Source organism: Streptomyces corynorhini, from assembly GCF_003346515.1.
GTDB lineage: Bacteria > Actinomycetota > Actinomycetes > Streptomycetales > Streptomycetaceae > Streptomyces > Streptomyces corynorhini.
In genome coordinates, this window is sequence record NZ_QQNA01000036.1 from 29407 (window position 1) to 41254 (window position 11848).

Consider the following 11848-nt stretch of genomic DNA (forward strand, 5'->3'; position numbering starts at 1 on the left):
TTACGCCTGCATCCCCGCAGAGGCGGGGAGCGGCTGGCGTTGACGTATGGCGCCTTCCATGGGGTCATCCGGCTGTGCTCCGGAATGGCGAACCCAGTTTTTCGTACCGGCTTACTATCCGCACCTGCCAGCTTTCGATGGTGCGCATGTTTTGGCCGGGCGAGGTGTCCCGTGAAGACGGGAAGCAGGTGTCTATCTGAACTATACGGCAGCTCCTCCCGGAGCTTTGACGCCGTGTGCTGTGTGAAGTGGGCGATCGTTCAACCTTGGTGAACCTTCCTTGGTGACCTTGCCTTGGTGACCTTGCCTTGGTGAGTGCGTTGCTCCGTTGATAAGAGACGGATCACCCTGCTGGAATGGTGGATTCTGATCGCAAGAGACAGATATTGATCAACTGTGTCCTGTGGTCCGTGAAGGCATCCAAGCTCCTGTTGAATAACCGCTGTGCGTGACGAAAGGAACCAGTCGGCAAACCTGGGCGACCGCTTGGCCGGCGCCGCCCGTACCGTGTGGGCCAAGCACGACCGGGCCACCGCGAAGTGGCTACCACTGTGGCGCCATATGGCGGACAGTGCTGCTGTCGCCGGGTTGCTGTGGGATCACTGGCTGCCGCGCAACGTGAAAGAACTCGTCGCGGAGCCGCTTCCCGAAGGGGATGCCGATGGCCGGCGGTTGTGCGTGTGGCTGGCGGGGACTCATGACATTGGGAAGGCCACGCCCGCGTTCGCGTGCCAAGTGGACGATCTGGCTGATGTGATGAGCGCAGCCGGCCTCGGTATGCCCACGCGCAAGCAGTTCGGCGACGACCGCGGGATGGCGCCGCACGGGCTGGCTGGGCAGGTGTTGCTGCAGGAGTGGCTGGAGGAACGGCGCGGTTGGACCCGCAGGGCTTCCACCCAGTTCGCTGTGATGGCTGGCGGCCACCACGGCGTACCACCGGACCACATGCAGATCCACAACCTTGAGGCGCATCCCGAACTGCTGCGGACACCGGGTCCCGCGGAGGCCGCCTGGCAGCGTGTGCAGAACGAACTACTGGATGCGTGCGCCGACGTTTTCGGGGTGGACGACCGGCTCGCTCACTGGCGAGGGGTGAAGCTGCCCCAGCCGGTCCAAGTGCTGCTGACAGCGACCGTCATCGTGTGCGACTGGATCGCCAGCAACCCGGATCTCTTCCCGTACTTTCCCGAAGAGCATCCCCGGAGCGACACCGAGCGGGTGGCCGCGGCGTGGCGGGGACTGAGGTTGCCCGCGCCGTGGTCACCGGCCGAACCGCTCGGCCAGGCAGCGGAGTTGTTCGCCGCGCGCTTCGAGCTGCCACCTGGTGCCGTGGTGCGGCCGGTGCAGGAGCAGGCCCTCGCGATGGCCCGGGGCATGGAACAACCCGGGATGTTGATCATCGAGGCGCCCATGGGGGAGGGGAAGACCGAGGCGGCCCTCGCGGTGGCGGAGGTGTTCGCGGCTCGCTCGGGCGCCGGCGGGTGCTACGTGGCCCTGCCGACGATGGCGACCAGCAACGCCATGTTCCCGCGGCTCCTGGACTGGCTCGACCGGCTTTCGGCACTCACGTCGTCCACTGCACGGGAGCCCTCGCCCGAGCGGCATTCGGGGCGGCATTCGATCCTGCTGGCGCATGCGAAGGCAGCGCTCCAGGAGGACTACGCCGCCCTGACGCGCGACAGCCATCGCACCATTGCCGCTGTGGACGCGTACGGCGACGACGAACGTCCCGCCGACGCCGAGAAGTCCGCTTCCGCCGACCTCGTCGCGCACCAGTGGCTCCGGGGACGGAAGAAGGGCCTGCTCGCCTCGTTCGCGGTCGGGACGATCGACCAGTTGCTGATGACCGGCCTCAAGAGCAGACATGTGGCGCTGCGGCACCTGGCGATGGCCGGAAAGGTCGTCGTCATCGACGAGGTGCATGCCTACGACGCATACATGAACACCTATCTCGACCGGGTGCTGTCCTGGCTCGGGGCGTATCGCGTTCCCGTCGTGGTGCTGTCGGCGACACTTCCGGCCGGGCGGCGGCAGGAGTTGGCCGAGGCGTACACGGGGAGTAGCGCCGATACACTCGCCGACGCCACGGACTACCCGCTTCTGACTGCCGTCGCACCCGCCGCGGAGGCGGTGAAGGCAGCTCCCACCGCCTCCGGGCGCCGGACCGACGTGGTGTTGGAGCGCCTGGCAGACGACGAGACCGTACTGGCGGATCGTCTGGCAGCGGAACTCGCGGACGGCGGGTGCGCCTTGGTCGTCCGCAACACGGTCGACCGGGTGACGGATACTGCCGCCGTTCTCAGAGCGAGGTTCGGCGCCGAACAGGTCACCGTCGCGCACGCGCGCTTCATCGATGTCGACCGAGCACGCAAGGACGCCTCGCTGCTGACCCGGTTCGGACCACCAGACCGTGACAGCAGGTCACCGCACCGGCCGCGGGAGGCGCACGTAGTCGTGGCCAGCCAGGTTGCCGAGCAGTCGCTGGACCTGGACTTCGACCTGCTGGTGACCGACCTGTGCCCCGTCGACCTGTTGCTCCAGCGGATGGGGCGGCTGCACCGTCACTCGCGCGGGGAGCGGCAGGCGCAACGTCCTCCGCGTTTGCGGAAGCCGCGCTGCCTGGTTACGGGCGTCGACTGGCGAACGGAGCCCGCGCCCACGCCCGTCAGGGGCTCGCGCACGGTCTACGGTGCGTATCCGCTGCTGCGGTCCCTCGCCGTACTATCCCCGCACCTCGGTGCCCCGGGGAAACCGGGCCGGCCGGTGCGACTGCCGGAGGACATCAGCCCTCTCGTCCAGCGGGCATACGGCGATGACGAACCCTGTCCGCCCTACTGGGAGCAGACCGTCGGTCCCGCACGGGCCCTCCACCACGAAGCCCGCGCCACGCAGCAGCGTCATGCCGAGGTCTTCCGGCTGGACGAGGTGCGCAAGGCGGGGAGGCCGCTCATCGGCTGGATCGGCGCAGGGGTCGGTGATGCGGATGACAGCAGGGCCGGACGCGCGCAGGTCCGGGACAGCCGGGAGAGCCTGGAGGTCGTGGTTGTGATGCGCCGGGTCGACGGCACCCTGTGCACCCTGCCCTGGCTGGACAAGGGCATGGGAGGTCTCGAACTGCCCACCGAAGCCGTGCCGTTCGCGCGTGCCGCACGGGCAGCCGCTGCGAGCGGTCTGCGGCTGCCCTACCACTTCTCCTATCCCGACAAGCTGCGCCAGGCCCTCACGGAGCTGGAAGAGCTGTACATCCCCGCGTGGCAGGAGAAGGAGAGCCACTGGCTCGCCGGGGAGCTGATCCTTGCGCTCGACGAGGACCGCACGACCCGGCTGGCGGGTTGGCGTCTGGCCTACGACCCGGATGAGGGCTTGCTGGTGACGGGCGAGGAGCCGAGCAAGGATGCGTTCTCGATATCAGGAGCACGGTCCTTCGACCTGACCCATCGTCCGTGGTTGCCCGTCCAGTTCGTCGACGGCTCCGAGCGTGAGCTGTCCCTGCTCGACGTGTTCGACCAGGCGCGCGACATCCGTCGGCTGGTCGGAGATCTGCCGACCCAGGACTTCGCTCTGACACGGCTGCTCTTGGCGATCCTCCATGACGCTCTCGACGGAGGCGGCAAAGGCGCGGCCCCGGCCGACAGTGACGTGTGGGAGGAGCTGTGGCTGTCCCGGACGCTGTACGCAGGTCCTGCGGCCGAGTACCTGCAACTGCACCGCGAGCGCTTCGATCTGCTACACCCCCAACATCCGTTCTTCCAAGTCGCCGGATTGCGTACGGCCAAGGAAGAGATCTCCTCCCTCAACCGCATCGTGGCCGACGTGCCCAATGGACAACCGTTCTTCAGCATGCGCATGCCTGAGGTGGACCGGCTCGGCTTCGCGGAGGCGGCCCGGTGGCTGGTACATGCCCAGGCGTTCGACCCCTCCGGCATCAAATCGGGTGCCGTGGACGATCCCAGGGTGAAGAAGGGGAAAGGTTATCCACAAGGTGTGGCGTGGGCAGGCAACCTCGGCGGTGTCCTTGTGGAAGGGGACACCCTGCACGAGACACTGCTGCTGAACCTGATTGCCGCGGACACCGTCGGCCTGCACACGGACGAGTCCGACCGGCCGACGTGGCGGGCGGAGCCGTGCGGGCCGGCCGAGGACCCGGACCTCGCGCAGCGCCCCTACGGGTTGCGGGATCTGTACACCTGGCAGTCCCGTCGTATCCGGCTGCACCACGACGCCGACGGTGTGTACGGCGTAGTGCTCGCCTACGGTGACCGTCTCGAACCGCACAACAAGCTGCCGTACGAACCGATGACGGGCTGGCGCCGCAGTCCCGCGCAGGAGAAGAAGCGCCGCGAAGCGCGTGTCTACCTGCCGCAGGAGCACGATCCTTCGCGCATGGCCTGGCGCGGGATGGAGGGACTCCTCACCGGACGGGAGGCGGGGACGGTGCAAGGCCAGGATGGCGCCCAGCGGCTGCGTCCTCTGATCGTGGAGTGGATCGCCCGGCTGACCACCGAAGGTTTTCTCCCACGCGGCCACCTCATCCGCACCCGCATCGTGGGCGCCCGGTACGGCACCCAGCAGTCGGTGATCGACGAGGTGGTGGACGACGGCGTCCTGATGCCCGTGGTGCTGCTCCACCACGACGACCGGCGATACAGGCAGAAGGCCGTGGACGCCCTGAAGGACGCGGAGAAGGCCGTCGGCTGTCTCGCCGACCTCGCCGCCGACCTCGCCTTGGCGTCCGGGACCGCTCCCGAACCGCGCCAGGGCGCTGCTCGCGATCTAGGGTTCGGCACCCTCGACACCCATTACCGCCGCTGGCTGCGGGACCTGGGCACCGCCCCCGACCCGGAAGAGCACCGCGGCCGCTGGAAGCGAAAGGTGCACCGCATCGTCGGTGACCTGGGGACGGGGCTGCTGGACGACGTCGGAACCGCTGCTTGGGAGGGACGCGTTGTGGAGACCCGAGACGGATCACGATGGCTGAATGACGCCGCGGCCGAACTCCGTTTCCGTAAAAGGCTCGTCGGATTCCTGACTGCTGGTGATCACGGCCAACCGGGTCCGCCACCCGCCCGACCGGATTCCGTGGAGTCGCCGGTATGACCGCCGGCCTTCCTGCCCCCGTCACGTCCGGTACGCGGCAGACACCCCTCGGTCCCGTCGGCGCCGCTGTCCACCAGCACATCACCTGGCTGCAGCGTGGCTATCTGGACGACCGCAGTGACGCCGTGGGCGCACTGGCACGGCTGCGGCGCGGCATCGGCCGGCCTGCCGGTGAGACCGCCGACCTGTGGGGTCTGATCGGCACGGAGCCCCTGCACGAGCTGTACGAGCGGCGTGAGCTGACCGAGGGCGCCCTGCAGCAGGCCGAGGAAGCGGCGCACGCCGCTGTCACCCTGTGGTCGCTTCACCAGCAGTCCCACCATGCCGCTCGCATGCACCGCAGGCCCGGCCTTGAACTCGGTGCCGCCGTGCGTCGCCTGGCTCCCGGGGCAGAGATCGACGAGCCGACGCGGAAGCGCTTCGTCCGAGCGGGTGCGGCCGCCACTCCCGTGGTCCTCGCCGGACGGCTGCGCGAGTTGGTTCTCCTGCTGCGCCGCGAGGCCATCGCACTTGACTACGGACTGCTGGCCGACCAGCTCCAGACCTGGCAGAGCCCCGGCGGAACTCAGTCGGTACGCCGTTCCTGGGGCCGTTCCTACCTCGCTGCCCCCCGGCCCGCGTCGGACAGCGGCTCGGCGACGGCGGGGCGCAACGCGCCGGGCGACAGCGACGGCACGCAGGACCCCGACATGACCACCCCGGAGGACCACACACCGTGAGCCGCACCATCATCGACGTGCACGTGCTTCAGACCGTGCCGCCGAGCAACCTCAACCGCGATGACACCGGCACCCCGAAGACGGCGGTCTACGGTGGCGTCCGCCGCGCCCGCGTTTCCAGCCAGGCATGGAAGAGGGCGACCCGACGAGCGTTCCAAGACCTTCTCGACCCGGACGAACTCGGTTTTCGTACCCGCCGAGTGGCCGAGCTGCTGGCCGAGCGGATCAACGCTGCGGAGCCTTCGCTGGACGGCGCCGCGGCCGTGGCACTGGCGACCGAAACGCTCTGTGCCGCGACGGGTTCGAAGATCGAGGTGCCGCGGAGGAAGGCCGAGAGCGCGAAGAAGAAGGGCGAGCCCGAACCGCCGCCGGAAGCCTCGTACCTGATGTTCCTCAGTTCACGCCAGATCGACGGCCTGGCCCGCCTCGCGGTCGCGGGGGCCGATGACATCAAGGCGTACCTGAAGGTCAAGGAGAACAAGGACAAGGCCCGCGGGATCGCCGACACCCGGCACTCCGTGGACATTGCGCTGTTCGGACGGATGGTCGCCGACTCCACCGACTTCAACGTCGATGCCGCGGCCCAGGTAGCGCATGCCATCAGCGTCCACCAGGTCGAGAACGAGTCCGACTACTTCACCGCGGTGGACGACCAGAACGAGAAGGCGGAGGAGTCCGGCGCCGGCATGATCGGCACGGTCGACTTCAACTCGGCGACTCTCTATCGTTACGCCGCCCTGGACGTGGACCGGCTGCGCGACAACCTCGGTGTCGGCAGCCGTCCTGATCAGCCGCTGGACGAGCCGGTACGGAGAGCGGTGCGGGCTTTCCTGCACGGCTTCGTGGCGTCCATGCCCACCGGGAAGATCAACACATTCGGTAACCACACGCTTCCCGAAGCGGTGATCGTCACCCTGCGCTCGGCGAGGCCCATCAGTTACGTCTCGGCCTTCGAAGAACCTGTACTGGCTCCCCTGGGTTGCGGCGGCTATCTGCGGGGCGCGTGCGCCCAGTTGCTCGCGCACGTCTCCGACATCGAGAAGGCGTACGAGGTCTCCGACGATCCGAGCTGGGTGCTCAGGGCGGGGGCGGCCACCGAACCGCTCGCGGCGGTCGGCACCGCGGTCACCATCAGCGGTCTGCTGGACGGAGTGGGCGATGCGGTCGCCACGCGGATGGCGGCGCAAGGGCTCAAGGGCCAGGGCCGCCCCGTATGAGGGAACGCACCAACGTCCTGACTCTGCGCCTTGCGGGCCCGCTCCAGTCCTGGGGCGCGTCCTCGCGCTTCGCGCGGCGTTCGACCGAGCGTGCGCCCACCAAGAGCGGAGTGCTCGGTCTGCTCGCGGCTGCCCAGGGCCGTGACCGCGGCGCGGACGTCTCGGATCTTGCTGCCCTCACGTTCGCCGTCCGGCTCGACCAGCCGGGTACCCGAGTGCGTGATTACCAGACCGCGCACCATGGCGAGACCGGCAAGTCCATGCCGGTCTCCGAACGCTTCTACCTCTCCGACGCGGTCTTCGTCGCCGCCGTCGAAGGGGACGAGGACTTGATCGACGCGCTATACAGGGGGGTCCGGGCTCCGACGTTCCTGCCGTTCCTCGGCCGTCGCTCCTGTCCGCCGTCCCGCCCGATCGATCTGGGTGCGCATCGCGGCGGGCTGTGGAAGGCGTTGAGTGCCGAGCCCTGGCAGGCATCCGTCTGGTTCCAGCGCCGCCATGTCCGTGAGCGACGCGTCGAACTCGAAGTGATCGCCGATCTCGTCGCCGGTGAGGGGCCCGGCGACGCGGTACGGGACCAACCGCTCAGCTTCGATCCGCGCCACCGCCGGTACGGTCTGCGCTGCGTCCGCTCCAGTGTCGTCACCGTCGCCAATCCGCTCAGCGCGCCCCGCAGGACCTTCGTACCGCCGAAACACGATCCGATGGGGCTACTGGAAAGCTGACTATGTTCCTGACTCGATTCCGCTTCAACACCGCGCGCAGGGGCGCCCGTCGGCTGCTGACCTCGCCGCAGAGCCTGCACGCGGCAGTCATGGCGTCCTTTGCGGAGAAGCCCGACCACCAGGGCGGCGGGCCCCGGGTGCTGTGGCGTCTGGACCATCAGTCCCCCAGTGAGGTGCTGCTCTACGTTGTCAGTCCCGACCGGCCGGACCTCACCCATCTCGTGGAGCAGGCAGGCTGGCCGACGACGGGCGGTTGGCAGACGAAGCCGTACGCGCCCTTTCTCGCGCGCCTCGCCGCCGACGACACCTGGGCCTTCCGGCTTACCGCGAACCCTGTGCACAGCATCCGACGGCATGCCGCCGAGGCGACCAAGCGCACCGTTCACGTCACCCCGCGGCACCAGTTGGACTGGTTGCTCAAACGGCAGACGGACGCCGGTTTCGCCATCGTGGAAAAGCCGGAACCCCGGCCGGACGGCCTCGACGCCGCGTGGCACGAGGTCGTCGTCCACAACCGCAGCGACCTCGCCTTCCGTAAGAGGGACGAGTCCGTCACCCGCGCGCACAAGGTGACGCTGACCCGTGTCACCTTCGACGGACGCCTCCGCGTCCTCGATCCCGATGCACTCCGGCGCACCCTCACCTCCGGTCTGGGCAAGGCCAAGGCGTACGGCTGCGGGCTCATGACCCTGGCTCCTGCGGAGCGTGGCCGGTGACCACCATCAGCCGCCGTCCGGCCTCCGGTCCGCGACAGCTCACCCGCGTCGGTGACCGCCTGTCCTTCGTCTACCTCGAACGTTGTGTGGTGCACCGCGACGCCAACGCCATCACCGCCGAGGACGCGGAGGGAGTACGTCACCTCCCGTCGGCGACGATCGGTACGTTGCTGCTCGGCCCGGGGACGCGGATCACCCACCAGGCCATGGCGGTTCTCGGCGAGAGCGGGGCCGTGGTCGTATGGGTCGGCGAGAACGGCGTACGTTTCTATGCCGGCGGCCGGGCGCTGAGCCGTTCCTCCGCACTCATGGAGGCCCAGGCCGTGGCCTGGGCGAACCAGCGGACCCGGCTCGATGTCGCCAGGGCCATGTACCGGCTTCGCTTCCCTGACGAGGACCCGGCCGGGTGCACCCGCCGTCAGCTCCTGGGCCGTGAGGGCGATCGGGTCAAGCGCTGTTATGCCGAGCAGGCCGCCCGCACGGGCGTTACCTGGCGTGGCCGCCGATTCACCCCCGGCGACTTCAGCTCCGGAGACGCCGCGAATCAGGCCGTCACCGCCGCCGCGCAGTGCATGTACGGCGTCGCCCAGACCGTGGTCGCGGCGCTGGGGTGCAGTCCAGGGCTCGGATTTGTCCACTCGGGCCACGAACTGTCCTTCGTCCTCGACGTGGCCGACTTCTACAAAACGGACATCGGCATTCCCATCGCCTTCGAGGTCGCCGCAGAGGGTGAGGAGGACATCGGCCCCCGCACTCGGCGAGCGCTGCGTGACCGGATCAACACCACCGGGCTGCTCGACCGGTGCGTGCGCGACATCCAGGGACTGCTCGCACCCGCGGGCGCCGACCTGTCGGCCGACGCCGACCAGGTCACCCTCCTGTCCGACCGGGGCGCCGAGGTGGCCGCCGGCCGCAACTACGGAGACCAAACTGGCGGCCAGGGCGGCACCTTGGTTCAGGACATCGGGGCTCAGGACGCCCTGGCGCGGGACGGCGTCGTCTGGTGACGGTCATCGTCCTCACCCACTGCCCGGTCGGCCTGCGCGGGTTCCTTACTCGCTGGCTCCTGGAAATCTCTCCCGGTGTCTTCCTGGGCAATCCCTCCGCCCGCATTCGGGACGCCCTGTGGGACGAGGTCCGCCAGTACGCCGGTAACGGTCGCGCGTTGCTCGCCTACTCAACCAACTCCGAGCAGGGCTACGCGTTCCGTACCCATGACCACAAATGGCATCCCGTCGACCACGAGGGCCTTACCCTCATCTTCCGCCCCTCCGACCGTCCTGCCCGCTCATCACCTTCCACAGGCTGGAGCAAGGCGTCCAAGCGTCGCCGTTTCGGCAATCGGGCGCCGTAACTCCCTCACAACGGGCCGACTGTCCGGTTGCGTTTGCGTTTGCGCGGGGAGCTTGTACTGACAGCAGCGTTGCGGTGAAACCCCCGTGTGCCCGTGGCGCCGGCGAGTTCGGCGTCGACACGGGACGGCGGGAAGTGCGGTGGGCGGGTCGGTGTGCAGTAATGCCCGAGCGGCTGGAACCGCCGACACCGTCCTCACTCTCGGTGTACTGCGAAATGCACGGCACACGTGAGAGTTCGAGCTGGGCCATCTCTGGGGGGCGTAGGAGCCTCACTCGAAACCTCTGGTGTGAACACGTAGCCTGTGGTTTGGAGGCATGTCTGACGAATGGCGCGACCATTTGTCTCGTATGCCCCTTTCTCTCATCCTTGCTGAAATAGGGGTTGCCCCTTGATGAAAGTGCAGCTCACGGAGTCCGCTCCCCGCGCATGCGGGGATGAGCCCTATTCACCACCGGGTACACCACATGCGGCCCGCCGCTCCCCGCGCATGCGGGGATGAGCCCAACCGCCTCAAGGAAGCGCAGACCAAGACCGACCGCTCCCCGCGCATGCGGGGATGAGCCCTCCTCGGGATCGACATCGCACAGGGCGGCGCCCCGCTCCCCGCGCATGCGGGGATGAGCCCGCCGCCGCACCCTCATCCGCAGCCTCAACCCCCCGCTCCCCGCGCATGCGGGGATGAGCCCAGCGCGTGCATCATCCGCATCTGCGGCGGCGACCGCTCCCCGCGCATGCGGGGATGAGCCCAGGTCGGGGTCGTCCCCGGTGCCGTCGCAGCGCCGCTCCCCGCGCATGCGGGGATGAGCCTGAAGGCATGCGACGCCATCGCTGCTGGGGCCACCGCTCCCCGCGCATGCGGGGATGAGCCCATGATCGGCGGCGTCCTCCAGACCGAGCAGCGCCGCTCCCCGCGCATGCGGGGATGAGCCCAACCAGGGGCCGGGGCGCGGCGCGGACTTTGACCGCTCCCCGCGCATGCGGGGATGAGCCCAGCCACCCTTCGCACCTGCGGATCCAGTACCGCCGCTCCCCGCGCATGCGGGGATGAGCCCTGCTCCAGCGCGTCTTCGCGGCGGTCCTCGCACCACTCCCCGCGCCGCATCACCTTCGTGAAGGTCGGTCGCCATATCCGGATCGCGGAGAGCCTGCTCTCCGCGTACGTCGTGGCCAACACGGTTGAGCCCCATCCGGCCCCGCCCCCGCCGCCGTAGCAAGGAGGGTGCTCCCAAGGTGCGGGAGTGGCCGGTGGAACGCCGTAAGGCCACTGGAGCGACGACCGTGGCCAAGTCGTACCGGCTGCTGGCTGCTGAAGGCGATCCTGGAAACCGCCACCGATGACGAACTGATCCGCCGCAATCCCTGCCGGATCCGGGGCGCGGGCAAGGAGTCGCCAGAGGAACGGGAGATCGCCACGGTGGACCAGGTGGACGCGCTCGCCGCCGCGGTCGGAATCCGGTGGCGCCTCATAGTTTACCTGGATGCGTACGGTCCCTTGCGGCCCGAGGGGCAGGCGGAGTTGCGCCGTAAGGACGTGGACCTGGACGTCATGAGCATTCGGGTGCGCAAGGCGGCGCCGGGGCTGAGTGCCGGCCGGACGGGCTGCTGTTCGTCGGGGAGAAAGGGGCGCCGTTCCGGCGCTCATCCTTTGGGCGGAAGTGGCGTAGAGCGCGGAGCGCGGTGGGGATGCCTGACAGCTTCCGTTTCTAAGGTCTTCGTCACACCGGACACACGATGGCCACCCGCTCCGGGGCGACGCTCAAAGACGCGATGGTCCGGGCCGGACAGTCGTCCGAGAAGGCCGCGCTGATTTATCAGCACTCCGATCACGAGCGGCAGAAAGACGTAGCTGCTGGGCTGGACAAGATGGTCCGGGCCGCGAGTGCCCCCCGGACTGAGCAGCCGAAAGACGGTCAAGGTGCTGCGGAGATGGTGCGTGACGCTTAGACCGGTCTAGACAACAAGGAAACCCCAGGCCACTGACCTGGGGCTTTGCTACGGAGCGGGTGACGAGAATCGAA

At 68.6% G+C, this 11848-nt stretch carries 7 protein-coding genes, 2 pseudogenes and 1 CRISPR repeat array; all 9 genes and pseudogenes read left to right on the forward strand.

Annotated features, from left to right (window positions below; translation table 11 throughout):
• The first annotated feature begins 444 nt into the window (after positions 1 to 444).
• The gene (gene casA / locus DVH02_RS06680) at positions 445 to 5097 is read left to right on the forward strand and encodes a type I-E CRISPR-associated protein Cse1/CasA (protein WP_267899051.1); all 4653 of its coding nucleotides are present in this window, start codon (positions 445 to 447) and stop codon (positions 5095 to 5097) included.
• The gene (gene casB / locus DVH02_RS06685; RefSeq protein ID WP_114622764.1) at positions 5094 to 5816 is read left to right on the forward strand and encodes a type I-E CRISPR-associated protein Cse2/CasB; all 723 of its coding nucleotides are present in this window, start codon (positions 5094 to 5096) and stop codon (positions 5814 to 5816) included. Before casA ends, casB begins: the two co-directional genes overlap by 4 nt.
• Complete coding sequence (gene cas7e / locus DVH02_RS06690) at positions 5813 to 7033, forward strand: type I-E CRISPR-associated protein Cas7/Cse4/CasC (protein ID WP_114622765.1); 1221 nt, start codon at positions 5813 to 5815, stop codon at positions 7031 to 7033. The genes casB and cas7e overlap by 4 nt, the downstream gene beginning before the upstream one ends.
• On the forward strand, positions 7030 to 7758 hold the full coding sequence (gene cas5e / locus DVH02_RS06695) for a type I-E CRISPR-associated protein Cas5/CasD (protein ID WP_114622766.1): 729 nt from the start codon (positions 7030 to 7032) through the stop codon (positions 7756 to 7758). Before cas7e ends, cas5e begins: the two co-directional genes overlap by 4 nt.
• 2 nt (positions 7759 to 7760) lie before the next feature.
• Complete coding sequence (gene cas6e / locus DVH02_RS06700; protein WP_114622767.1) at positions 7761 to 8474, forward strand: type I-E CRISPR-associated protein Cas6/Cse3/CasE; 714 nt, start codon at positions 7761 to 7763, stop codon at positions 8472 to 8474.
• Positions 8471 to 9481, forward strand: coding sequence for a type I-E CRISPR-associated endonuclease Cas1e (gene cas1e, locus DVH02_RS06705; protein WP_114622768.1), 1011 nt, complete (start codon positions 8471 to 8473; stop codon positions 9479 to 9481). Before cas6e ends, cas1e begins: the two co-directional genes overlap by 4 nt.
• A complete protein-coding gene (cas2e, locus tag DVH02_RS06710; RefSeq protein ID WP_114622769.1) occupies positions 9478 to 9828 on the forward strand; it encodes a type I-E CRISPR-associated endoribonuclease Cas2e in 351 nt (116 codons plus the stop codon). The genes cas1e and cas2e overlap by 4 nt, the downstream gene beginning before the upstream one ends.
• Before the next feature lie 415 nt (positions 9829 to 10243).
• Positions 10244 to 10882: a CRISPR direct-repeat array (repeat unit 29 nt; unit sequence CCGCTCCCCGCGCATGCGGGGATGAGCCC).
• A gap of 42 nt (positions 10883 to 10924) precedes the next feature.
• Positions 10925 to 11041: pseudogene (locus DVH02_RS35930) on the forward strand (DNA-binding protein); the annotation flags it as partial.
• Between the two features lie 13 nt (positions 11042 to 11054).
• Positions 11055 to 11774 (forward strand): annotated as a pseudogene (locus DVH02_RS35935) (tyrosine-type recombinase/integrase); the annotation flags it as partial.
• Positions 11775 to 11848: the final 74 nt, after the last annotated feature.